Genomic DNA, 24,287 nt, shown 5'->3' with positions numbered 1-24,287 from the left:
AAGTTTCTGGCCACCGCTGTCTTCGTGTGATCCGGGTCCCTGAAATGTGCCGAAAAATGCCCCAGCTCGGCCCGGAAGTGTCAGATCCTCGCGCTGGCGAGCGCCCGCTTTCAGCCCTGGAAAGAGTGACGGTAGTCGTTCGGAGAGGTCGACAGGATGCGCTGGAAGTGCATCCGCAGATTGGCCCCGGTTCCGAGTCCCACCTGGTCGGCGATCTGTTCGATGCCCAGGTCGGAGTTCTCCAAGAGCTCCCGGGCGACATCGACTCGGGCTCTGAGCACCCACTGCATGGGCGTGTAGCCGGTGTCTTCGACGAAGCGGCGGGAGAAGGTGCGCACGGAGACTCCGGCATTGGCGGCGAGATCCCGCAGGGTGATCTTCTCGCCGATGTGCTGAAGCGCCCATTCGCGGGTGTCGGCGAAGTCGTCTCCGAGCGGGTCGGGCACGCTGCGCGGCACGTACTGCGCCTGGCCGGCGCTGCGATAGGCGGCGGCGACGAGCCGCCGGGCGACCTGGTTGGACAGTCCGACGCCGTGATCGCTGCGGATGAGGTGGAGGCACAGATCGATCGCCGAAGCGGCTCCGGCGGAGGTGAGCAGCTGCCCTTCGTCGATGAAGAGGACGTTCTCGTCGACTTTGATCGAGGGGAACCGTCGGGCCAATTCCTTCGCCGTCGACCAGTGCGTGGTGGCGCGTCGCCCGACGAGCAGTCCCGTGCGAGCGAGGACGAAGGTGCCGGTGGAGATGGCAGCGATCCGCGCGCCGCGTTCGAATGCCGAGAGGAGCGCCCCGATGACGGAGGCCGGAGGTTCGTCTGCCACCGCCGAGGTGGCACCCGGCAGGATGATCGTGTCCGCGGTCTCCAGGGCGTGGAGTCCCTGGTCGACGGAATAGTCGAGCCCGTCCGAACCGGTCACCTTTCCTGCGGTGATGCCACAGATCTCGACCTCATAGGGCCAGGCCCCGGCGGGGACTGTCGTCGGCTGCGCCCTGGGGAGGGCGGCAGCCGCCTCACTGCTCGGATTCGGCTGGGAGCGTGGGGCCGCCTCGGCGCGGGTGCGGTCTGTTGCTGCGTTCGACTCCCGGCCGAAGACCTGGACGGGGACGCCGAGATCCATGGCAGACACCCCGTCCAGTGCCAGCACGAGGATGCGGTGCGGGCGGGAACGGGGTGTTCTGCGCGGAAGGGTGCGGGGCTCGTCGCTCATGATCGCCTCTCAGTCTAGGCAATCGGGACTCGGCCCGGGGCGAACTCAGTGCTCGTGGACCCCGGTGAGCTTGAAACCCAGACGGCCGTGGGCATATGCTCCACCGGCACGAAGAGCCGAGGCGGTCCAGGCAGTCTCTGCCAGTTCGGTCTCCGTGGCGCCGGCCTTGACGGCGGCATTCGAATGCGCATCGATGCAGTAGGCACACTGGGTGGTCAAGCCGACGGCGTAGGCGATCAGCTCACGGTACTTCAGCGGGATCTCACGACCTTCGGAAGCGAAGACGGCGTTGTTGAACTCGCCGAAGGCCTTGAGGATGTCGGGAGTGGTCTCTTTGTACGCCTTGTCGTATTTTCCGTCGTTCTCGCGATCGAAGAAGTCGGTCATGGTCATATCTCCTGTGATCGGTGTCATTCCGATCCTCACGCTACCGATCTCGCGTCGCGACCGCACGGGTTTCGTCAGATGATCTCACCCTTTGTCCCTATGGGTGGGTCCGTCGCGATTCTCCGCACAGTTTAGAAGCGGATCCTCCCTCTCGCAGGAGTCCTTGAACCGCGAGGTCTCAATACAGAGTGTTCTGGTCGAGGAGAGGGGCGGACTGCGCTCCCGGCAGCGGTGGTGCCTGAGGCACAGCTGCTGGAGGCGCGGCCTCAGCTGCCGAAGGAACGGGCGCCGCCGGGGTCGGGTCTGCGGGAGCAGCAGCGCTCGGCGCTGCAGGCGCGGCGCCAGGTACGGCGCTCCGGGGAGCCACCTCGGTGGGGGCAGGGCCGGCAGGCGTCTGACCAGCGGTCGGGACCGCTTCGGCGATGGCCTCGAACATGGCCAGGGTGCCGTGCTGGGCCGCGAGGCTCACCGGTTCTGGATCGCTGGAGAGCTTGACGCCGACGGTCTGTGTGGCGCGGTCGATGTAGAGCATCTGTCCGTGGATGCCGATGCCGATGACGACGTTGCGGTCGGCTGAGGGCAGCCAGAACTGGCTGCGGTACATGCCTCCTGGATAGGAGCGACCCGATGGAGATGCGGCGAAGATCTTTGCCGAGTCCTCGGCTCCGGTGAAGATATCGTCGACCCATTCAGCAGAGAGCACTCGTTCGCCGTTTTCGGTGGTGCCGCCGCGGGCGATCATCTCGCCGAAGCGGGCGAGGTCGCGCAGAGTGGCACTGATGGCACCGTCGGCGATCGATCCGCCCCACCGGTCCTGGCAGACCTGGGCGGCGTGGGCGGCGCCGATGCGCGACCACACGTATTCGCTGGCGACGATGGAGAACGGCTGGCCGGTGACCGCCTCGGCGATCCAGGCGAGCACATCGGTTTCGCAGCTGCGGTAGACGAAGGCAGAGCCGTGTTCGCGGTCGCTGGTCAACCCGGTGAGGAAGTTCTTGATCCCCTTCGCCGAGGTGGCCGATCGGGGAGCGAAATCGACCGCTTCGAACAGGGCTCGGATCTCGGAGTCCTCCTCGAGGTACTCCTCGGAGAACTTGATGCCCGAACGCATGTCGAGCAGATCGCGAATGGTGGCTCCCGCGTATCCGCTCTCAGCCAGTGCGGGCACATGTGTGGTGACGAGGTCGGTGGGGCGCAGCAGTCCGGCGTCGGCGAGCGCACCGATGACAGTGGCGACGATGGACTTGCTCACGGAGAAGAGCATGTGCTGACGGGCCGGCTTCATCGGCCAGGCGTATTCCTCGGCCAGCGCCACTCCGCTGCGGGTGACGAGCCAGGCGTCGGTGTGGGTGCCCGCGAGGACGTCGCCGACGGTGGTCCAGCCCTCGTCGGCTGCCGGCCATTTCTCACGGTCGATTCTCAGGTGCCGGAAGTCATTGTCTTCGGTGACGTATTCGCGCACCGGCCCGATGCCGCGCGGGATGCCGCCGGTTGGGAAGATCTCCTGCATCCGGGTGAGTGCGAAGGCGAAGAATTCGGGCCACTTCCACGTGTTGAGGTCGATGCTCTCGAGCACCGCTTCCGAAGGGTCGACGATGGCGTCTTCGCTGGCCGAGGTGAGCTCGCCGACGTGCGGCAGGGTGATGTCCAGCGCCGAGGCAGCTGCGTCGTCCATTCCGAATGGTTCGGATGCGGGGTCCGGAGAGACCGGGGGCTGCTGGGAGTCGACGTCCGGGGCTGGAGTCTGGTCCGCCTCGGCAGCATTGTCCGTGGACGCGGTGATGCCTTTGGTATTGCCGGAAAGTGCACCGATGCGGCGGTTCGGTGGGGTCACCGGGCGGGGCGGAAACCGCTCGTCTTCGCCTGCCATGTCACCTCCACTGTCTTGCTCCGATCGGCCCTGCGCCTGTGCGCGATTGTGCCGATGCGCAGGAAACAGACTACCGGTAGGAGGAGAAACTCCGTAGTCGAAGCGGGCCGAATCGAGCTGCGTCGCACGGTTCACGCGGAATGACTGCACCCCTCACCTGGAGTGACGGTAGTGGTGATTACCTATCAGTTATTCATCTGACCGTCGGATAGGACGTCTGTGCGGCCGGTTCGGGTCCGGTCCTACCGACGCCCACCCCGCCCCACAACGGCGGCCCGGTAATTCATTTGTCGACCACCGCCCACATCGTTGTCGACGTCTCGCCGGCGACGAGTACTGTGCTGAAGCCCGAGGTCAGCTGATCGTACTCGTCGGCCTTGTGCTCATCGACGAGTCGGCCGGTATCCATGTCGTAGAAGCTCGTCTTCTTGTTGTCGGTGAGCACGACGAGTCCGACGTCTGGCAGTACTCCTTGGCCGCCCCACGGAGTGGTCGACCTGTACTTTCCGGTGTTCCAGGCCGTCTTCCCGGTCGCCGCATCGATGGCGACCGCCCCTCCATCTGGACCCGGTGCAAGGACCGCGGTCTTCCCGCTGCTGTCGAATGGAACGGTCGTGGGCGAACCAGTGTAGAGCAGCGTATCGACCGCCATCTCGGGTGCATCAGCGAACCATCCTCTTGGCGACCCATCCGACCCCTGATACTTGACCGCTGAAGCAAACAGCTGCACCTGCAGACATGCAGGTTGACCTTCAGGCGTATAGGTGAAGTCGGTTGAGCACACCGGATCGGTTGTGTGCTCCATCTTCGCGCCGTCGGATTGGTAGTCGGAGTCCAATGTCGGACTGTCGGATTCTTCGAGCCCTGCCGGAACGGTCAGTTCAGCCACTCTGCTGAACGCCTGGCTCATCGGGTCATCCGGGTCCTCGGCTCCGAAGAGGTAGGTCAGCGTAGTCTCATCGCTTGTCGGAAAGACGTCGAAGTGCTCGATTCCGGTGTCGTCGATCGATCGAGCCGCGGTGATGGGAACGGTGACATGATGCCCTGTATCCAACGAGATCCGGGTGACCATGGAGTCCTCGCCGGACTTCCACGACATGACCGCGCTCTTCCTGTCCGGGGCGAGGTGGGTCAGCTTGCCGCCGAAAGTGCGACCGTCATCGTCGATCGACAGCGACGGCCAAGCCTCGGTCCCTGTGGATGGGTCGAGGGCGAACATCACAGCATTGCCGGCCTCGGAGGTGGGCGCGCAGTCTCCGTCCATTCGCATGCCGCTGTATTCGAGCAGAAGCAGATCATCCTCGCGAAGGCGATTGCCGAGACCTGTCGACCGAGAGCCGAACGCCATCTGCTCATGACAGGAATCGTCGGGGCCGGGAATGTCGAATGACCAGGCTTCTTCGCCGTCTTCCCAGGTATATGCGGTGACCGTTCCTGAGTAGTCGTTGACGATCACCAGGTCTCCCGCGGAATAGGCTTCTGAGCCTCCGCCTTCGTCATTGACGTAGGCATCGATACTCCACAGCTCTTTGCCTGCGGAGTCGATCGCCCGCAGCTTCTCTTCGACCCAGTCGGTAACGAGTGCATGCCCGGCATCATCGTCGACGGTCAGTGTGGCGTAGTAGTCGAGTTCGACCGGTTCGGCCAGGGTCGGGGTAGTCGTCGGCGACGGTGTGCCTGCAGGTTCACCACCGTCGTTGCTGCACCCGCTCAGGGTCACCAATCCTGCTGCCACGACCGCCGACCACATCCGCTTCATGTTGCGTCTCTCCTGCTCATACCCCGATTCATAGCTCGATCTTATGCGGCTGTGTTCACATTGGCACTTCGGGTGTGGTGAGCCTAGAACCGCGCACTCGCCGAAAAACGGGCTGCGTGTCGAGAATCGGGGGTGCACATGCGTTTCTCGACGCTCAGCCCGCTTTTCGGCGGAGACTGCGAGAATCGCTGTCTCTACACCAACCCCTGGTCCTCGGCGACGCGGATGGCGCGGGCCCGCGAATCCACCCCGAGCTTCGTGAACACGTTGACGAGGTGGCTCTTCACCGTCGCCTCGGTGACGAAGAGCTCCTGGGCGATCTGCGCGTTCGACGCCCCTGTGGCCAAGAGTCTGACGACGTCACGTTCTCGCCGGGTGAGCTTCGGGCTGGGATTGCGCATCGCGGCGAAGACCTTCGACGAGATCTCCGGGGGCATATAGGTCTCCCCCTTCGCCGCCTTCTCGATCGCTGTCGAGATGTCCCCCGGGTCGATGTCCTTGAGCAGGTACCCCGAGGCCCCGGCGTTGATCGCGGCGATGATCTCCGAATCGAGGTCGAAGGTTGTGAGGATGAGCACCGCCGGCGGGTTCTGCCGTGCCCGCAGTCGCTTCGTCACCTCGATGCCGTCGATCCCCTCCCCCAGCCGCAGGTCGCAGAGGACGACGTCGGGGTCGAGTTCGTCGACGATCGTCAGCGCCTCCTCTCCGCTGCCGGCCTCGCCGATCACGGCGATGTGGTCCGGAGCGTCGATGACGGACTTCAGACCTGCCCGCACGACCGGGTGATCGTCGACGAGGATGACTCGAATGCTCATGCGTCCTCTCCTGGATCGTGTGTCTCACCTGTGTTGTTTTCACCATCGCCGAGGCGGCCCGATCCATCCGTGCCCGCCCAGTCCGAGCGCGTGCCCTCACCCTCGCCGAGGCGGCGGTCCGAATCCGCGCCCGATTCCTCGGCTGTGATTCTGAGGCCCTCACCCCGGGTGTGCAGCTGGGATTGGCTGGGCAGGGTCGCGGAGATGGCGAAGCCGGATCCCTGACTCGATTCGATGACGAGTTCACCACCGAGTTCGCGCATCCTCGAGCCGATGAAGTCGAGACCGAATCCCGAATCGGGGTTCCGCTGCCGATTGTGAGGATCGTCCATTCCGACGCCGTCATCGACGATGTCCATCCTGATCGCCCCGTCGAGGTCCATGAGGCTGACCATCACCCGAGTGGCCTGCGAATGCTGCCGAACGTTGGCCAACGCGGACTGAGCGGTTCGCAGCAGCGCTACTTCAACCTCGGCAGACAGGGTCGGCAGGGTCTCATCGACGTCGAGGCGGCCGCGGATCGAGCTGTCATCCTCGAGGCGGGTGAGCAGGCGTCGGATCGCTGCGGTCAGCGCACCATCCTCGAGCTCGGCCGGAGCGAGTGCGGCGATGATGCGGCGGACGTCGCGGGAGCTCTGCGCGGCGAGGTCCTCGACCTGGGCGAGGACCTGACCGGCGTGATCGTCGGTGGTGCGCTCCGCCTCGGCGTGGGCGATGAGGCGGATCGACGAGATCGACTGCGCGATCGTGTCGTGGATGTCGCGAGAGACGCGGGTCCGCTCCTGGATCTCACCGGCGTGGCGCTGAGTGAGGGCGAGCTCATCCTGGAGGTCGAGCAGATTCTGGTGAGCGAGTTCGAGGGAACGCAGCAGCTCCTCCCGACGGCGGCCCTCACGCAGCAGTTCGATATAGCCGCGAGAGAGCCCGAGGGCGAACACGGCGCCGATGAGGGAGCCGATGATGCTCGGGGTCGGCACCTGCCCATAGTGCGCGAGCGGGGCGACGATGGTCGCGATATAGGTGAGCGCGGTGAAGACGATGGCGATGCGCAGGGAGAAGAGATGGCCGGCGAGCAGCCAGAGGAGGAAAGCGACCCAGATGAATTCGGCGGAGACGAGCAAGGTGCACAGCCAGGCGGCGGCGAGGACGATCATCCACCACTTCGCCAATACCAGTGCGCCGGAGCGAGCTGCACGGACGGCACCGAGTGCGTACCAGGCGAGGAAGACGATGCTTACGGCGATCGCCGCGAGCATCGGGGCCCCGGTGGTCACGGCGCGGATGCAGGAGATGAGCATGAGGACGAGTGCGATGGCGTGCTGACCGACCTCCATCGTGCGTTCCGTCCACTTGCGTGCGCCCACGCTGCCGCCTTCCTGCAGATCCGCCTCGGCGGACAAGCGGCCGAAGCGGTGATCCCGTGCTCTCATGATCTCCTTGCCAACTCAATCACATCCGGAACCTCGGTGGTACGACATATGCGCGGCCCGATGCGAAAACCGGGGAGGCCCGGGCGACGATCCGCGTCGCCGCCCGGGCCCGGTCAACTCACTCAGACCGCGGCGTCCACCGTGTCGCCGGCCGCACCGGCTTCCGCATTGTCGTGGAAGTGCGTGATCGACTTGCTCGGCCACCACATCCTGTCGCCCACGACTCCGAAGATCGAGGGCACGATGACGGTGCGCACGATGATCGTGTCGACGAGCACACCGACTCCGACAATGAGGCCGAGCTGGCCGAGGACCATGAGCGGCAGCATGCCCAGGGCCGCGAACACTCCGGCCAGGACGATGCCGGCGCTCGTGATGACTCCACCAGTGTGGGCGACAGCCTCGACCATGCCCTGGCGTCCGCCGTGCAGGACGGATTCCTTCTTGGCCCGGTGGGCGAGGAAGATCGAGTAGTCGATGCCGAGCGCCACGAGGAAGAGGAACGCGAGGATCGGCACCTGCGCATCGAGGGCGGACTGGCCGAAGATCGTCCGTGACAGGAATGCCCCGAGTCCGATCGCCGCAGCCGAGGACGCCACATTGACGAGCAGCAGAGTGAACGCCGCGACGGGGGCGCGGAGGATTCCGAGCAGGATGATGAAGCTGATCGCCAGGACCATCGGGACGATCGTGAAGAAGTCCGTCTGGTTGCCGTCGCGGGCGTCGAGCTCCGTGGCCGCGGCCCCGCCCACCTGAGCGTCGGCTCCGTCAATGGCATGGACATCGCCGCGGATGTCCTCGACGAGGTCGAGTCCCTTCGCGCTGTCGGGCTCGTACTCGCCGGTGACCATGATCTTCGTGACCGAAGCGCCGTCGATTGTCGTGTCCTCGATCGCCGAGGCGCGCACGACGCCGTTCATATCGCTGACCGAGTCGACGACGTCATCGGCCTGGTCGGTGTCGGCGACGATCCAGATCGGTTGGGATTCACCGGGCGGGAAGTGGTCGGCTAGGACGTCGAGTCCCTGTGCCGACTCGGACTGAACCCGGAACTTCTCGGTCTGATCGAGCCCGATCGAGGATCCGATGAAACCGGTGGCCATGACACCGAGGATGACGATCCCGGCGCCGAGGTGGAACCCCGGTTTGCGCACCACCCGAGTGGCGATGGTCCGCCAGATCGAGGGCTTGGCCGCACTCGCAGGTGCGGTGTCTTCGGCCTTCGGGATGAAGGGCCAGAACATCGTTTTGCCGCAGATCGCGAGCACGGGCGGCAGCGCGAAGAGGACGGCGGCAGCGGAGATGAGCAGGCCGATGGCGGCGGTGATGCCCAGTCCGCGGGTGCCGGGGATGATCGCGAAGACAAGGCTGAGCAGGGACAGGACGACGGTGAGGTTCGACGCGAGAATTGTCGTTGCGGTGTGCGTCCAGGCTTCGGCGAGCGCGAAGCGGTGGTCGGTGAAGCGGCGCAGCTCCTCGCGGTAGCGGGAGATGAACAGCAGTGCGTAGTTCGCGCCGGCGCCGAAGACGAGGACGCTGATGATCCCCGGGTCGAACTGCAGGTCGAACCCGTCTCCGACTGCTGCGGTCACGGTCGAGGCGAGCCCGTCGGCGGTGCCGATGACGATGAGCGGCAGCAGCCACAGGATCGGCGAGCGGTAGGTGATGATGAGCAGCAGGGCGACGATGACGATGGTGACGATGAGCAGCGTGAAGTCCGCGCCGTCGAACGCCGAGGCGATGTCGGCGCCGATCGCAGGGCCACCGGTGACCAGCAGAGACATGCCGTCGCCTGTGAGCGACTGTGCGGTCTGGTCATCGGCGATGGCGGCGCGCAGCCCGTCGACGGTCTCAGCGGTGTCGGAGTTCGTCAGGCCCACAGTGATGGGCACCATGAGCAGCGCGGCCTGATTGTCGTCGCTGAGGATCGGACCGGTGACGGTCTCCGTGGATTCGTCGCCGACGGAATCGCCGAGCGAGCCGCCGAGCTTCTTCAGCTCGGCTTGGACGTCGGTGGAGAGTTCGGATCCGTCCTCGTTCGAAGCTACGACCATGACGGACTGCTTGTCCGCCTCGGGAAACTTGTCGAGGATCTTCTGTGCCTGAGTCGATTCGGAGCCGGACGGAGCGGTTTCGTTGGCTCGGTCTTCCCCTGCCCCGGACAGAAGTCCGAAGAGCAGAGCGACGAGGACGACGATCCCGCCGAGGACGAGCCACGAACCGCGCTTCGATGTCAGCGTGTGTGCGGTTCTCTCCAGTGGTGAGTTCATGACTCCAGTCCATCAATATAAGGACCGGCGCACATCGCCGAAGAGTTCGGACCTGACTTGCAACTTTCGATGGAGAAAACGCGCTCATCCGGGGTGATGCCTGTGGTGATGCACGGTGTGAGGGTGGAGAGTCACCGCCTCACGCCACATCGGCACCCGCGGCTCTGACCTCCGCAAGAGCCGCCGCGCTCGAGTCTTCCCCGACCCCGGCGACGAGGTCGGCGAGGACACGCACCTTGACGCCTACGTTCAGTGCATCGAGGACGGAGGCACGTACGCAATGGTCGGTGGCGATGCCGACGACGTCCACCTCGGTGATGGTGAGATCGGTGAGAAGAGCGCCGAGACGGCTCCCCGATTCGGTGACCCCCTGAAAGGCCGAATAGTCGGGCTTGCCTTGGCCCTTGCGGACCTCGTGGGTGATGGCCGCGGTGTTGAGGAGCGGGTCGAAGGCTGCGCCCTCGGTGTCTGCGACGCAGTGGACGGGCCAGCTGTCGACGAAGTCCGGAGTGTCGCTGAAGTGGCCGCCGTTGTCATTGTCGGCATCGTGCCAGTCGCGGGAGGCGATGACGGCGTCATAGTCACCGGCGTGTGCGGCGAGGTGGGCGCTGATGCCTTCGGCGACAGCGTCGCCGCCGGTCACACCGAGCGCACCGCCTTCGGTGAAATCATTCTGGACATCGACGATGAGGAGTGCCTTGGCCATGTCTCGAGCATAGGCGTTTCTGCTCGGAATTCCAGGGGTGTTCGCCTGCGGACTCAAGGTGTACTGGGCTGGGAAATCTTCGCCTATGGCCCCGTAGGGGTATCTCAGCCCGTGGGCTTGTCCGCGAACCAGTAGAACTGGGAGAACTGCTGCGAGCGCCCCAGCCCCAGATCGCCCTTGGCGAAGCGACGGACCTCTTTGACCATGCTCCTCTCCCCCGCCGCCCAGACGTACAGTCCGGCGCTATCGAGGTCGAGTCCGCGCAGGTGATCGGTCACGGATCGATCCGTGCGAAGCTGCGGGGCCGCCTCGGCGTTCGAACCTTGGTTCATCCAATGCCACGTCGCGTTGGGGTGTTCGGACTGCGGGAGCCCCGGCACCTCGGTCGGGTCGGCGGTGATCGCCACGGTGATCGTGACCTCGGCAGGGACGGCTTCGCACCAGGAATTGATGGCCGGGAGCGCGGTGAGGTCCCCTGCGAGGAGGAGGTGGGCGGTGTCGTCGGGCAGGTCGAGGCGGGCCGGGGTGAGGGCGGCTTCGATCGTGGCACCGGGGCGGACATGGGCTGCCCAGCGGGCGCCGGGGCCGATGTCGTCCGAGTCTACCGGATCGGCGTCTCCGAGATCGCCATGGAGCACGAAGTCGAGACTGAAGGTGCCGGCATCGAGGTCGATGGCCGAGAACGTGTAGCCGCGCTGGCTCAGGTGGCCGTCGCCCTTCTCCGGGTGCGGGAACCACAGTCGGGTCCACAGCGTCGGGAAGACCTCATCGAGCTGGACCAGCAGTTCGGGACCGGAGAAGTGGATCCGACGGTAGTTCGGGGTGAAGTCCTTGACCCCGGTGACGACCACTTCGTGATTCGTGATGCGGAAGAGTCGCATCACGCCGCGCTGCCAGTTGACCATTCGCTCCACCCTCTGCCTGGACTTCTTTGCTTAGCCTACCCTAAGCATGACTCGACGGAGGCGGGAGAGGGTGGATCAGACCCAACCTCGAGCTTCGAAGATGCGGTGGTAGATCTCGCGAACAACGTCCTGCTTGCGGGCGTTGTACCCCAAGACCGTCTCCCCGGCCGCGTTCGATTCCTCGGCCGAAGTGCGCTTCGTCGACTGGTAAGCCTCACGCTCGTCCTCATGCTCCCGCAGCCAATCGCGAAACAGCCGCATCCGCGCCACTTCCGCACACCGGGGACCGAAGACATGGAGATTGCAGCCCAGCTGCCCGGGTTCCGGATCGAGTCGTTTGAGCATCCGGTGTTCGTACCAGGCGGGCTCACGGATGGTGAGAACGAATCCTGCCTCTGCGAAATTGTCGGCCCAGGCGGGATCGTGGTCGACTATCTCTATCGTGGCCGAAGGAGCAGTCGGCCGCACCCAGAGGTTCGGATCCTTGACGTCGTTGAAGGTGACGATGTCAGCAATCGAAGCTGACATCGAATCGGCAGGCACACCGTCCGCAGCCTCCGGCTCGGAGGAACCATCGGCGGACGAGTGCGTCATGCCTCAAGCCTGCTTGAGGGCGCGCTTCTCGGCCTTCTTCGCAGCTTTCTCAGCAGCCTTGGCAGCCGCTTTGTCGATGGCCTTCTGGTTCTCACCGGCTCCGATGAGGAGCAGCAGTCCGCCGAGCGCGGCGAGGTTCTTCGAGAACTGCGTCTGGTGGGCCTTCGCCTCTCCGCCTTCCATCTCCCAGAAGGAGTGACCGGCGAGGGTGGTCGGGATGAGGGACCCGGCGAGAGCGAGTGCCGAGAGCCGCGGCTTGATGCCCAGCAGCAAGGTGGTGCCGGCGAGGATCTGGACGCCGCCGTTGATGCGCACGAGCAGTTCGTTGTCGTCGGGCAGCCCGGGCACATATTCGCGGATAGCGTCCAGAGTCGACTCGGCCATCGCTGCTTTGCCTGCCGGATCAGTGACGGCCGAGTATCCGCCGCTGATGAAGATCGGTGCGGTGAACACACGTCCGGCGGTCTGCAGCAGCGAAGGTCCGAAGGTCATATGAGGCTCCTTAAGAGGATTGGGATTCCGGTTGATCGGGTTTTGAGCCTAGCCGACGCCGGGGCCGAGCCTCAAGATTCGAGGCCGGTCCCGGCACGAAACGCCGGTGACTAAGGCTGCCTACGTCGAACAGACAGTCTGCGCGTGGGCACTCGGCTGCGGAGCATCCTCGGCGAGAGGCTCAGCCTTCTTGATCCCCAACTCGGGCTGCCTGCGGAATTGGCCGGTGGCCATGAGAACTGCGACGACGATTGCCGAGACGATCCATCCGGAGACTCCGAGGAACATGCTGAGTGCCGGATCAGGGTTCGAAGCTCCGGCGTTGACGAACAAGATCATCAGCATGCCGGCAGAGCCATTCAGTCCGGCATGGGCGAAGACCGCTGGCCAGACTGATCCGGTGCGCAGGCGCAGCCAGCCGAAGAGGATGCCGACCATGATGCACCCGCCGACCATGAGCGCGAGTCCCGAGATGTCGGGGCGGTTGAAGTTGTAGCCGAGCAGAATGAGTGGTGCGTGCCATAGTCCCCAGACGACGCCGATGATGAGCAGTGCGGGCCAGGCACCTAAGGGGCGCAGGCTGGTGAGCAGCCATCCGCGCCAGCCGAATTCCTCACCGATGGTGACAATGACGCCGGTCGCAGCACTGATGACCATGACCAGCAGGTAGCCGATGACGGCAAGCCCGATCGGCACTGAGTCCAAGCCGGGGAGCGTGGCCACCTGCGCTCTGAATCCGGACAGCCCACTGAGGTCGAGGCTGAACCAACCGAAGGCAGCGCTGAGGAAGTAGCCCAGAACCACGAGAACCATGATGCCCAAGAAGGCTGCAACGGTCATCCAGATGACTCGGCCGAAAGGACGCAACGGCCAGAACCCGAAGCAGCGGGGAACGCTGGCCAGGGCTTCTCCCCTGGCACGGGCGCGGCGGCGCTGGACGATGGAGGCGACGATGCTCGCGATAAGCGGGGTGAACATCATCAGCGCACCGTAGAGCTGGACGGCGACGACGTCGCTGAGACCTTTGCCGGACAACCACAGCGGCAGGCAGACCAGCCATGCGAGACCGAAAGCGATGACGGCGAAGATGCCGAGCTCGAGCCAGGGGACTCGGGCGGGTACGACGGCGAGCGGGCGGCCTTTCGCGTCGACGTCCTCGACGGAATTCGGGGGCTCAGGTGTTGCCTCAGCGGAAGTTGGGGCTCCGGTAATCGCGGCGGTCGATCCTGTCGCCTCGGCGAATCCAGTCTGATTGTGCGTCTGCGTGTTCACGATTCCTCCTCGTTCCTGCACCGTGTCCACCGATTCAACGGTGGACCGTGCCCGTGATTCCACGCTATGACTCGCGGCCGTTCGGCACCTCCGCCACGAGGATGAAATCGCGGTCAGCCGCGCGGACGAGAAACGGAGATACGATGCCAACAGCACAGAATCAACGACGATTCGAATGAAGGAACATCACCATGTCCGATCATCTCTCTGGCGCCCAAAACCCCTCGGGCGTTCACAACTCCGGCGGCAAACGAGCCGGTGGCCACCTCTCCGATTCCGACCACCTGGCCGTCCTCGGCTACGGCGACTCATTCGAGCGGTCGATGAGCCCCTGGGCGAATTTCGCCCTCGGCTTCACGTACCTCTCACCGCTCGTCGGCGTCTATTCGCTGCTGGCAGTGGCACTCTCGACCGGCGGACCACCGTCGATCTGGTGGATCGTCATCGTCGCTTGCGGTCAGCTGCTCGTGGCCCTCGTCTTCGGCGAGGTCGTCTCCCAGTTCCCCATCGCCGGTGGGATCTACCCGTGGGCCAGGCGCCTGTGGAGCAAGCGGTACGCGTGGATGGCCGCCTGGGTCTACATCTGCGCGCTCATCGTCACGATCACCTCGGTGGCCGAGTTCGGGGCCGGATTCCTCGCGAGCCTATTCGGACTCGAACTCAGCCGCAACACCACGCTCGTCCTCGCGCTCGCGCTGCTCGTGCTGGCGCTGGCGATCAACTTCTCAGGCACGAAGTGGCTGGCCCGCATCGCTCGCATCGGTCTCTTCGCCGAACTCATCAGCGTCATCGGGCTCGGACTCTTCCTGCTCATCTTCGAACGCAAACACAGCTTCTCCATCTTCTTCGACACCATGGGCACCGCCGGTGACGGCAGCTATCTTCCTGTGTTCCTGGGCGCCGCGGTTGCCGGACTCTTCCTCTTCTACGGATTCGAAGCCTGCGGCGACGTGGCCGAGGAAGTGTCGAATCCGGCTCGCGGGATCCCGAAGGCGATGCTCATGACGATCTTCGTCGGAGCTGTCTCGGCCCTGTTCTCCTTCGGCGGGTACGTGCTCGCTGCCCCGAACCTCGAGGAGATCGTCGCCGGTGAAGTCGCCGATCCGATTCCCGCGATCCTCGCCGGCAGCCTCGGCGATGTCGGGGCGAAGATCTTCCTCGTCGTCGCGGTCCTCGCGTTCATCTCCTGCGTACTCAGCCTGCAGGCCGCCGCATCGAGGCTGATCTTCAGCTTTGCCCGCGATGGCATGATGCCCGGTCACAAATGGCTGTCGAAAGTCACCGACGGGACGAAGATCCCGCACAATGCTCTCATCGTCGCCTGCACGGCACCCGCTCTGATCTGCGTGCTCATCTGGTTCAACGACGGCATCCTCGTCGCCGTGACCTCGTTCGCGATCCTCGGAATCTACCTCGCCTTCCAGATGGTCGTCCTCGGGCGCTGCGGCAGAGGGTGCGCGGATGGAAGCCGACGGGCCCGTGGTCGCTGGGCGGCTGGGGCATCATCGTCAACATCGCGGCCCTGGCCTATGGCATCTTCGCGATGGTTCTGCTGTCGCTGCCGGGAGACTCGGGAGCGTTCTTCGCCGACTGGATCGTGCTCATCGGCCTGACCATCGTTCTGGTGGCCGGCTTCATCTACCTGTTCACGGCACGACCAGATCGGAAATCCGACGCCCCCGAAGGTGACGCCATCGCCGTCGCCGAGGCGATCCGCACCCACCGCGCGAAGCAGTAGGTGGCGCGGGGTCGGGCGTGCATCCCTCTGGCGAACGGAGCGAGGGGGACTATGGGCAGCCCTGGCTCAGACCCCGAATTCGGGGCGAAGGCCAGGGCTCCTGCGGGCACCTCGCCGGCCAACGACATCGCCATGAGCGCCTCGTCGGGAACCTCGATGTGCAGGGTGATGCCGAATCCGGAAGCCGGAGTGAACCCGAAGCGCGGGTAGTACTCGGGGTGACCGAGCACGACGGCGAACGCCTCACCGGTGCGGGCCGCCTCGGCGAGGAGCGCCTCGATGACGGCGGTGCCGACACCGGTACGCTGATGCTCGGGCCACACAGAACAGGGCGCGAGGCAGACCCCGGGAACGTCGCCGACGAAGCACCGGGAGAGCATGGCGTGGGCGATGACCTCGCCATCGAGGACGCCGACGAACGACAGACCTCCGATCCCATTGCCGGATGCGCGGAGCGCGTCGACGAGCTCGGCTTCGTCAACCTGGCCGAAGGCAGCCGCGGTCAACGCGTGGATGGCACCGAAGTCACCGGATGTCTCAGGGCGGACGGTGAACTGAGGGGCGGGAGAATTCGTCACCCGCTCACGATAGCAATCGGCAGGACCGCCTCGGCGAGGTTCGGGAAGGTGTACCCGGCGCGACGGGACAGGGTTCCGGGGACGGCGCCCCGGCCCCGGAACCACGGGATCACTGCCTTCCATAGTGGCGAAAAGTCCGCTTTCGCGTGCCGAATCGGACTTTTCGCCACTATCGAAACCATTCCTCACCCACCCCATTCACATAAAAATACACTCCCATGCATAACAATTCGACATTTGGCAAAGACTCACGTTACGCTGGTGTCATGTCGAAAGTACTGTCTTCGCTCCCAGTCGGTGAGCACGTTGGAATCGCCTTCTCCGGCGGACTGGACACCTCCTGCGCGGTCGCGTGGATGCGCCACAAGGGCGCCATCCCGTGCACGTACACGGCCGACATCGGCCAGTACGACGAGCCCGACCTCGAATCGGTGACCGAACGCGCCAAGGAATACGGTGCCGAGATTGCCCGCTTCGTCGACGCCAAGCGCCTGCTTGTCGAGGAGGGCTTCGTCGCCCTGCAGTGCGGTGCGTTCAACGTCCGCTCCGGCGGCAAGACCTACTTCAACACCACACCCCTCGGCCGCGCCGTCACTGGCACGATGCTGGTGCGCGCCATGAAGGACGACGGCGTCGATATCTGGGGCGACGGCTCGACGTACAAGGGCAACGACATCGAGCGGTTCTACCGCTACGGCCTCATGGCCAACCCGAAGCTGCGCATCTACAAGCCGTGGCTCGACTCTGAATTCGTCGATGAGCTCGGCGGCCGGCAGGAGATGAGCGAATGGCTCGTCGAGCACGGCTACCCCTACCGCGATTCGGCCGAGAAGGCGTACTCCACAGATGCGAACATCTGGGGCGCCACCCACGAGGCGAAGACCCTGGAGTTCCTCGACGCCGGACTCGACATCGTCGAGCCGATCATGGGCGTCGCCGCCTGGCGTGACGACGTCGAGGTCAAGTCCGAAGAGGTCTCCGTCCGTTTCGAAGCCGGCCGGCCCGTCGCCATCAACGGCAAAGTCTTCGACGATCCCGTTGCCCTGGTCTTCAAGGCCAACGAGATCGGCGGCCGCCACGGACTCGGTGTGTCCGACCAGATCGAGAACCGCATCATCGAGGCGAAGTCCCGTGGAATCTACGAGGCTCCGGGCATGGCGCTGCTGCACGTGACCTACGAACGCCTGCTCAACGCTATCCACAACGAGGACACCATCGCCCTCTACCACGAAGAGGGTCGCCGCCTCGGCCGCCGGATGTACGAGGGACGCTGGCTCGACCCGCAGTCGCTCATGCTCCGCGAATCCATGCAGCGGTGGGTCGCCTCGGCGATCACCGGCGAGGTCACCCTGCGCCTGCGCCGCGGCGACGACTACACGATCGTCAACACCGAGGGCCCGAACCTGTCCTACCACCCGGAGAAGCTGTCAATGGAGCGCGTGGGCGACTCCGCTTTCGGCCCCGAGGACCGCATCGGCCAGATGACCATGCGCAACCTCGACATCGCCGACTCGCGTGCCCGCCTCGAGCAGTACGCAGCCATGGGCATCGTCTCCGGACCGACCTCGGAGCTCGTCGGCTCCCTTGAGGCCGGAGGCGCCGAGGAAATCGCGAACTCCAACGCCGAAGTCGACGAAGCCAGCGACCTCGCCGGCCTGTCCGCCGCATTCGACGCCGGCACGGACTGAGGCCCCGCCCCGGACACGGGGCTCGGACGGACTGAGGTCAGCCCGAACCGAAGGCCCCCAGACCTTCCGGAGACACTGCGCAGCATGAGACTCGCGGCCTCCGGTTGAGAACAGAGAGCGGCCGACAGGCGCACTCCCCGATCATCGCGATCGACGGAGTCCGGCTGTCGGCCGCTTCGCATTCACTGCGAGCTGCAGTGCCTGTACCCATTGGTGGTGGGGCCATGGAAAGACTCACTCCATGAATTCCGATTCCCGGAATCAGGCCCACACCCTCGCCGAGGCGGTCGGCTCCTCTGGATCGCGCCGACAACGGCAGCCCCCTCGGTCGCCCAGCGGGCGCTGGGCGACCGAGATACTGCCTTTGACCCCGTTCTCGAGCGCTGGGCGAGCGATGCGGAATTCTGGATTCGCCGCTCGGCCCTGTTCGCGCACCTGGTCCCGTTGCGTCAGGGTCGCGGCGACTTCGACCGGTTCTCCAGATTCGCCGATGCGATGCTCGAGGAGAAGGACTTCTCCATCCGCAAGACCATCGTCTGGGTTCTGCGCGACACCTCGCGCACACGCCCCGATCTCGTCTTCGACTTGATCCTCCCCCGGGCTCACCGCGCCTCAAGGGTGACGATCCGCGAGGCCGTCAAGCGGCTCTCACCGAAACAGCGAGAAGCTGTGCTTGCCGCCAGGTGACACACGCCTCGGCCGCGACTGACCCGAGTCACGGCTATCTGACTCCGCCCCTGCCGACCGGCAGGTGGCCGGGCATCTGCCGGTGAGCATCCTCCGGATTGCCCGTCAGCTCGACGATTCCCCGGTCGAGCGCGGCCTGAGCCAGCTGCGGATACCCCGCCGCCGAGGCGGCCCGAGCGATCGCCTCGACCGCCGACTTCGCGGACTGCCGACCGGTCCCGACGAACCAGATCCAGCGGCCGTCGATCGACCGTGGAATCGGGTCGAGCGCCAGCTTGAAACGTCTGCGTCCGCGCCTGGCATCCTCGGCTGAACAGGCGACGAAGTGGACTCCGTTCTTCGTCCACCACGACGCTCGCAGAGTCGACTGCGCGATCTGTCCTTGCAGTCCGACCTCTTTGAGATATCTGTTCGCGCCGGCGACCCCGGCAATGCTGCCGGGCGTGATCTGCTGATAGGCAATGGCGTAGGGACGAATCCCCGGGGCAATGGAGCCGACAAGGATCCCTCGTTCGCAGACGATGAGCCGCTCACCCGAGAGATAGAGAAGGATCAGACCGAACATCACCGCGAAGATGACGCCCGGAGCAACCGCCAGCAGCGGCGTCTCCCCCGGGTTGATGAATGTCAGAGCTGTGAAGATCACCCACCCGAGAACGAACCCCGTCACGGTCTTCGGACCCGGCCGGTCGGCGAACACCTCGATGACCTCACCGAGCTCGTCCCGGTGACGACGGGCTTTCCTCATCTCAACACCCAACAGAGCCCCAACCTTCGGATTAGTAGTCATGTTCAAACCGGTCCTGCCCTACTGCCGGCTGGGCAAGCGGGCCATCCTGTACACACATTTTGACCATTAACCCTATAAGCCATCAGATCGGACTGACTCCAGGCACACGTAAAAGTCCCTCACCGGCAATCCTGCCAGGTGAGGGACTCTTCTTCTGTGCGCCACGAGGGATTCGAACCCCCAACCTTCTGATCCGTAGTCAGATGCTCTATCCGTTGAGCTAGTGGCGCATGTCGCTCGGACTCACGCCCTGCAACTCGAACAACTATACACACCAGTTTCACCGAAGCTCAAATCGCACCCACGTGCGCTTCGCCACATTCGCACGCACGGTCAGAACCGCCTCGGCGAGAGGGGATCAAATCGCAGGTTTCAGCGTCGATCAGCGGCGAAACAAACCGTCAATCATTTGCAACAACACGTCATGCAGTTGTTCCATTCACGTCAACTGCTCTCTGGCTGTGATCCAATGCACATCTTCGAGTGACCGAAACGTGCGTTTTTCGCTTCCGCTCCCATCCTACGGTGGATATGTACCAACCGCTCGACGGACGCCAGCCGCCGCAGACGAAACCCCACACCCGATTGACCAGGAGACCACTCATGACTGTCCTCGACCATGATGTCGTCGCTGACCAGCTGAAGAACGCACCGACCGAGAACAAGTCGGTGCTCTCGTTCGTCAGCCGGATCGCCGCTCTGACCACCCCGGACGACATCGTCTGGATCGATGGTTCCGAAGCACAGAAGAACGAGATCGCTGAGAAGCTCGTCGAAGCCGGCACCATCCAGCGCGTCAACGGCACCAAGGACTCCTACTACGCGGCCTCCGACCCCGAGGACGTCGCCCGCGTCGAGGGCCGGACCTACATCTGCTCCGAAGACGAGAAGGATGCCGGTCCGCTCAACAACTGGGTCGCTCCCGCGGAGATGAAGGAAACCCTCAATCCGCTGTTCGAGGGTGCGATGCACGGACGCACCATGTACGTCATCCCGTTCGTCATGGGCCACGCCGAGGCGGACCAGCCGATGTTCGGCATCGAGGTCACCGATTCAGCCTACGTCGTCCTCTCCATGCTCGTCATGGCTCGCTCGGGCAAGTACGCCCTCGATGCGATCGAGGCGCAGGACGCGAATTTCGTCGAATGCGTCCATTCCGTCGGCGCTCCGCTGGAAGAGGGGCAGGAAGACGTCGCCTGGCCCTGTAACACCACGAAGTACATCACCCACTTCCCCGAAGAGCGTTCCATCTGGTCCTTTGGATCCGGCTACGGCGGCAACGCACTGCTGGGCAAGAAGTGCTACGCGCTGCGCATCGCCTCCGCGATCGCCCGCGATGAGGGCTGGCTGGCCGAGCACATGCTCATCCTCAAGCTGACGAACCCCGAAGGCGTCGTCAAGTATGTCGCTGCCGCGTTCCCGTCGGCCTGCGGCAAGACCAACCTCGCCATGATCGAACCGACCATCCCCGGCTGGAAGGCCGAGACCCTCGGAGACGACATCGCGTGGATGCGCTTCGGCGAGGACGGCCAACTCTACGCCGTCAACCCCGAATTCGGACTCTTCGGAGTCGCCCCGGGCACCGGTTACACGACGAACCCGACCGCAATGCGCGCTATCGAGGCCGGTGGCAACATCTTCACCAACGTCGCCCTGACCGACGACGGCGACGTGTGGTGGGAAGGCAAGACCGACGAGGCACCTGCTCACCTCACCGACTGGAGGGGCAACGACTGGACTCCCGAGTCCGACACCCCCGCAGCTCATCCGAACTCGCGTTTCTGCACTCCGATCGCAAACGTGCCGACCCTGGCTCCCGAGTGGACCAACCCGAACGGTGTGCCGATCTCGGCCATCCTCTTCGGCGGTCGCCGCAAGACTACGATGCCTCTGGTCACCGAGACCAAGGACTGGACGCACGGGGTCTTCATGGGTTCGGTGCTCTCCTCGGAGACCACCGCTGCCGCCACCGGAGCCGTCGGCGTCGTTCGCCGCGATCCCATGGCGATGCGCCCGTTCATCGGCTACAACGTCGGTGACTACCTGCAGCACTGGATCAACATCGGCAACACCGAGGGCGCTCAGCTGCCGAAGATCTTCTACGTCAACTGGTTCCGCCGCGACGACGACAACTCGTTCCTGTGGCCCGGATTCTCCGAGAACTCGCGCGTTCTCAAGTGGGTCTTCGAGCGCGTCACCGGCACCGCCGACGCTCAGGAATCCCCGCTCGGCCTGACCCCGGTCGAAGGCGGCCTGGACACCGAAGGCCTCGACTTCACCGACGAGCAGCTGCGCAAGGCTCTCGCCATCAAGCCCGAAGAGTGGGAGGCCGAACTCGGCCTCATCGAGGAATGGTACGCCGAGCTCGGCGATTCGGTCCCTGCCGAACTCCGCGCCGAGGTCGACAACCTCCGCCAGCGCCTCGGCCTCGCCTGAGTCGTTCGGCTGAGTTGCCGACGGCCTGAGCCGTCCGCTCATCGACAATCCCCCAACCGCCGCCGAGGTGGTTGGGGGATTGTCGTATTTCGTTGACGGTGCGCGTTCGACCGTTGGGGCCCGCCGCTGATCCGTCAGTGCCTCCGTGCTATAGGGCCGAAGCTGCGCAGACTCAGTAATGCGCCGCCTGCGCCCCGTGAACCTCACGGAGAAATACCAACACATCACGCGGCTTCGCTTTGAGCTCCCTTAACACGCGATAGGTGACCATCTCCGGCCTCCGGACGGTGCCGATCAGCGCGTTCTGATGCGCGGTCGCCCCACGGGCAGTGATCGTCACGACCAGGGCGTCCGGAAACGGATATTTCCTCCACTGGAACTCTCCCCCGATGTCGACGACACCTGACCACGGCGTTGCGAACTGCCTGCCCCGTCGGCCAGGCTTCCACCATGAGGACTCCACGCCCCACCTCGACACGACGAACTGTGGTCGTACAAAGGGAAAGACAAAAGTCCACAACAGCGCTCCGATGCCGAACAGCACCAAACCGATGGCGAAGACCACAAGGAAGAAGAAGACCGGCCACCCGCCGAAACCAGGGGACATCGGGTTCCAGGTCGAGGTGGGGGTGACGGTGAATGTGAGGATGATCGCTCCGACGAACAGCCAGCAGATGAGTGCCATCGCGAAAGTCTTGAACAGGTTCGTTCGCAGCACGACGCGCCCTTCGCGCCGCATCGCTGCATGCCATTGGTCGATCCGGCGGCGGTCGGCTTTGTCGATCTCCTTCTGCAGATCGGCGTAATACTGAGGGTTGCGCGGCGGAGTACTCACAAGACGAGTCTAGGCCGAAGCCGCCGACTGCCCATCAGTCGCGTCAGGCGCCGTGTAGGGCCGGGACGATGAGGTAGACGCCGAGCAGAACGACTGCTCCGCAGATTCCGAAGACCGTCCAATAGGCGACCGGCAACGCCGAACCGCCGCGTCCCTCGTCGATACGATCGAGGTGCGTGGCCCGCATGCGCACTGCGAGAGAGAACAGCGTGATGACGATGATGGCCGAGACCCATGTCGCGGCCGCAACGATGGCGAACGAACTCCACTCGATCATTTCGCGTCTCCCTTATCGCTCGCGTCTGCCCGGCCCGCATCGACCCCGGAAGCAGAACCGGTCGGCGATGAACTCGCCTTCGCCGCCTCGGCGGGAACGGCCCCGTTCTTCTTGGCATCACGGTGGGCACGGCGCTTCTCTTTGGCCGCTTGCTTCTCTTCCCACGCCTCGTAGCGGGCTTCCCGCTTCGCCTGGGCACGCTTGCGGTTGCGGTCCTTGCGCAGCTTGCGCTTGCGGCCGCGGATGTTGACGGCTTCGCCGACGGTGTCGAAGTTCGAGATATCGGTCTCCTGGACCCGACGGGAGCTGATGTAGATCCACAGCACCACGATGACGGCGATGACCGTATCGATGACGACTCCGACCGTTCCCAGGTGAGCGATGCCGGCGGCGATCCCGCCGACTATTGCGGCGGCGGGAATCGTCAGCAGCCAACCGGAGGCGATGCGTCCGGCAGTCGACCACTGGACGTCGGCGCCCTTGCGGCCGAGTCCCGAGCCGAGCACCGAACCAGAGGCCACCTGCGTCGTCGACAGTGCGAATCCGAGGTGAGAGGAGGCGAGGATGGCTGCTGCCGTCGAGGTCTCGGCCGACAGTCCCTGCGCGGCCTTGACGGTCGTCAGCTTCGTTCCGAGGGTGTCGATGATGCGCCATCCGCCGACGTAGGTGCCCAATGCGATCGCCAGAGCACACGCGGTGATGACCCAGATGTGCGGGCCGGTTCCGTGCTCCTGCAGGTTCGCGGAGACGAGGACAAGGGTGATGACGCCCATCGTCTTCTGTGCGTCGTTCGTGCCGTGGGCGAGCGCGACCAGCGAGGACGAGAAGATCTGTCCGTACTTGAACGGTGCGCGACGGGCGGTCTTGCCCTCTTCGTTGCGGCGGGTGATCGCATAAGCGATGCGGGTGCAGAGGTAGGCGCTGAAGCCCGCGATGATCGGAGCCGCCAGAGCCGGGATGACGACCTTCGACAGGAACACCCCGTAGTCGACGGAGTTGAGTCCGGCACCGACGATGGCCGCACCGATGAGGCCGCCGAAGAGTGCGTGGGACGACGATGACGGAAGGCCGAAGCGCCACGTCGCCATGTTCCAGATGATGGCGCCGATGAGGCCGGCGAGGATGAAGTCGGGAGTGATCTGCACTCCCCGCTGCCTTCTTTGATGATGCCGCCGGAGATGGTCTTCGCCACCTCGGTGGAGAGGAAGGCGCCGACGAGGTTGAGGATCGCGGCGAGCGTGACCGCAGTCTTCGGTTTGATGGCCCCGGTCGCGATCGGGGTGGCCATGGCATTGGCCGTATCGTGAAAGCCATTGGTGAAGTCGAAGAACAGTGCCAGTGCGATAACGAGCACGACGACGAAGATGATTTCCACTAATCGACCTTGGGTGTAGACACTATTCGGACCGTGGATGATGCAGCTGACGGCCAGCAATCACTATCCCGCAGAAGTCTACCCACAGATTCAACAGCTCTTCACCCGCAATTCGACCCTACTCCACCTGATTCACCTTTTGTTCACTTTTGACGTGCGCAAACGGCCCCGCCCG

The 24,287-nt window shown here is 64.6% G+C and carries 20 protein-coding genes, 1 tRNA gene and 1 pseudogene; 4 read left to right on the top strand and 18 right to left on the bottom strand.

The features are described 5' to 3' along the window. Window positions 1–110: 110 nt before the first annotated feature. The 12 genes from BLU88_RS04785 to BLU88_RS04730 all read right to left on the bottom strand — a co-directional run bounded on the left by BLU88_RS04785 (window position 111) and on the right by BLU88_RS04730 (window position 13,708). Complete coding sequence (locus BLU88_RS04785; protein WP_092010595.1) at window positions 111–1,208, bottom strand: GlxA family transcriptional regulator; 1,098 nt, start codon at window positions 1,206–1,208, stop codon at window positions 111–113. A gap of 45 nt (window positions 1,209–1,253) precedes the next feature. Next, window positions 1,254–1,622 carry a carboxymuconolactone decarboxylase family protein gene (locus BLU88_RS04780; RefSeq protein ID WP_231939596.1) on the bottom strand — a complete coding sequence of 123 codons (369 nt, stop codon included), beginning with the start codon at window positions 1,620–1,622 and terminating at the stop codon, window positions 1,254–1,256. Window positions 1,623–1,773: 151 nt separating this feature from the next. Then, a complete protein-coding gene (locus BLU88_RS04775; protein WP_092010592.1) occupies window positions 1,774–3,465 on the bottom strand; it encodes a serine hydrolase domain-containing protein in 1,692 nt (563 codons plus the stop codon). A gap of 283 nt (window positions 3,466–3,748) precedes the next feature. Further along, complete coding sequence (locus BLU88_RS04770; protein WP_231939595.1) at window positions 3,749–5,224, bottom strand: outer membrane protein assembly factor BamB family protein; 1,476 nt, start codon at window positions 5,222–5,224, stop codon at window positions 3,749–3,751. 194 nt (window positions 5,225–5,418) lie between these two features. Next, window positions 5,419–6,039: a response regulator gene (locus BLU88_RS04765; protein ID WP_092010587.1), complete on the bottom strand. Its 621-nt coding sequence runs from the start codon at window positions 6,037–6,039 to the stop codon at window positions 5,419–5,421. Next, entirely contained in the window at window positions 6,036–7,469 is a 1,434-nt protein-coding gene (locus BLU88_RS04760; RefSeq protein ID WP_231939594.1) for a sensor histidine kinase, read from the bottom strand. Before BLU88_RS04760 ends, BLU88_RS04765 begins: the two co-directional genes overlap by 4 nt. Window positions 7,470–7,591: 122 nt before the next feature. Then, entirely contained in the window at window positions 7,592–9,739 is a 2,148-nt protein-coding gene (locus BLU88_RS04755) for an MMPL family transporter (RefSeq protein ID WP_092010584.1), read from the bottom strand. Between the two features lie 139 nt (window positions 9,740–9,878). Next, window positions 9,879–10,445 (bottom strand): isochorismatase family protein, encoded by a 567-nt coding sequence (locus BLU88_RS04750; protein WP_092010581.1) that lies wholly within the window; start codon window positions 10,443–10,445, stop codon window positions 9,879–9,881. A 104-nt stretch (window positions 10,446–10,549) separates the two neighbouring features. Next, window positions 10,550–11,350: a siderophore-interacting protein gene (locus BLU88_RS04745; protein WP_092010577.1), complete on the bottom strand. Its 801-nt coding sequence runs from the start codon at window positions 11,348–11,350 to the stop codon at window positions 10,550–10,552. A gap of 75 nt (window positions 11,351–11,425) precedes the next feature. Beyond that, window positions 11,426–11,944, bottom strand: a complete 519-nt coding sequence (locus BLU88_RS04740) for a GrpB family protein (protein ID WP_092010574.1) — start codon at window positions 11,942–11,944, stop codon at window positions 11,426–11,428. A gap of 3 nt (window positions 11,945–11,947) precedes the next feature. Next, entirely contained in the window at window positions 11,948–12,436 is a 489-nt protein-coding gene (locus tag BLU88_RS04735; RefSeq protein WP_092010571.1) for a DoxX family protein, read from the bottom strand. 120 nt (window positions 12,437–12,556) lie between these two features. Next, the gene (locus BLU88_RS04730; RefSeq protein ID WP_231939593.1) at window positions 12,557–13,708 is read right to left on the bottom strand and encodes a CPBP family intramembrane glutamic endopeptidase; all 1,152 of its coding nucleotides are present in this window, start codon (window positions 13,706–13,708) and stop codon (window positions 12,557–12,559) included. A gap of 191 nt (window positions 13,709–13,899) precedes the next feature. Between BLU88_RS04730 and BLU88_RS04725 the strand changes: the two genes are divergently transcribed. Further along, a complete protein-coding gene (locus tag BLU88_RS04725; protein ID WP_231939592.1) occupies window positions 13,900–15,321 on the top strand; it encodes an APC family permease in 1,422 nt (473 codons plus the stop codon). 25 nt (window positions 15,322–15,346) lie between these two features. Here the strand turns inward: BLU88_RS04725 and BLU88_RS04720 are convergent, their stop codons facing one another. Then, window positions 15,347–16,024 carry a GNAT family N-acetyltransferase gene (locus BLU88_RS04720; protein ID WP_231939591.1) on the bottom strand — a complete coding sequence of 226 codons (678 nt, stop codon included), beginning with the start codon at window positions 16,022–16,024 and terminating at the stop codon, window positions 15,347–15,349. A 266-nt stretch (window positions 16,025–16,290) separates the two neighbouring features. Here BLU88_RS04720 and argG point away from each other — a divergent pair, with 266 nt between their 5' ends. Then, window positions 16,291–17,712 carry an argininosuccinate synthase gene (gene argG, locus BLU88_RS04715; protein WP_092010564.1) on the top strand — a complete coding sequence of 474 codons (1,422 nt, stop codon included), beginning with the start codon at window positions 16,291–16,293 and terminating at the stop codon, window positions 17,710–17,712. Between the two features lie 216 nt (window positions 17,713–17,928). Beyond that, on the top strand, window positions 17,929–18,399 hold the full coding sequence (locus BLU88_RS04710; protein ID WP_231939590.1) for a DNA alkylation repair protein: 471 nt from the start codon (window positions 17,929–17,931) through the stop codon (window positions 18,397–18,399). Between the two features lie 34 nt (window positions 18,400–18,433). Here BLU88_RS04710 and BLU88_RS04705 read toward each other — a convergent pair whose 3' ends face one another. Then, a complete protein-coding gene (locus BLU88_RS04705; RefSeq protein ID WP_157688971.1) occupies window positions 18,434–19,189 on the bottom strand; it encodes a hypothetical protein in 756 nt (251 codons plus the stop codon). A 157-nt stretch (window positions 19,190–19,346) separates the two neighbouring features. Further along, window positions 19,347–19,419: transfer RNA gene (locus BLU88_RS04700), tRNA-Arg, on the bottom strand. 373 nt (window positions 19,420–19,792) lie between these two features. Between BLU88_RS04700 and BLU88_RS04695 the strand changes: the two genes are divergently transcribed. Beyond that, complete coding sequence (locus BLU88_RS04695) at window positions 19,793–21,625, top strand: phosphoenolpyruvate carboxykinase (GTP) (RefSeq protein ID WP_092010555.1); 1,833 nt, start codon at window positions 19,793–19,795, stop codon at window positions 21,623–21,625. 172 nt (window positions 21,626–21,797) lie between these two features. Here the strand turns inward: BLU88_RS04695 and BLU88_RS04690 are convergent, their stop codons facing one another. The 3 genes and pseudogenes from BLU88_RS04690 to BLU88_RS04680 form a co-directional block, all read right to left on the bottom strand. Then, the gene (locus BLU88_RS04690; protein ID WP_092010552.1) at window positions 21,798–22,460 is read right to left on the bottom strand and encodes a DUF1700 domain-containing protein; all 663 of its coding nucleotides are present in this window, start codon (window positions 22,458–22,460) and stop codon (window positions 21,798–21,800) included. Between the two features lie 43 nt (window positions 22,461–22,503). Then, a complete protein-coding gene (locus BLU88_RS04685; RefSeq protein WP_092010549.1) occupies window positions 22,504–22,737 on the bottom strand; it encodes a hypothetical protein in 234 nt (77 codons plus the stop codon). Then, window positions 22,734–24,112: pseudogene (locus tag BLU88_RS04680) on the bottom strand (inorganic phosphate transporter). Before BLU88_RS04680 ends, BLU88_RS04685 begins: the two are co-directional and overlap by 4 nt. Window positions 24,113–24,287: the final 175 nt, after the last annotated feature.

This window comes from Brevibacterium siliguriense (genome assembly GCF_900105315.1).
Taxonomy (GTDB): Bacteria; Actinomycetota; Actinomycetes; order Actinomycetales; family Brevibacteriaceae; genus Brevibacterium; species Brevibacterium siliguriense.
This window is presented reverse-complemented; position numbering and strand designations above follow the sequence as displayed.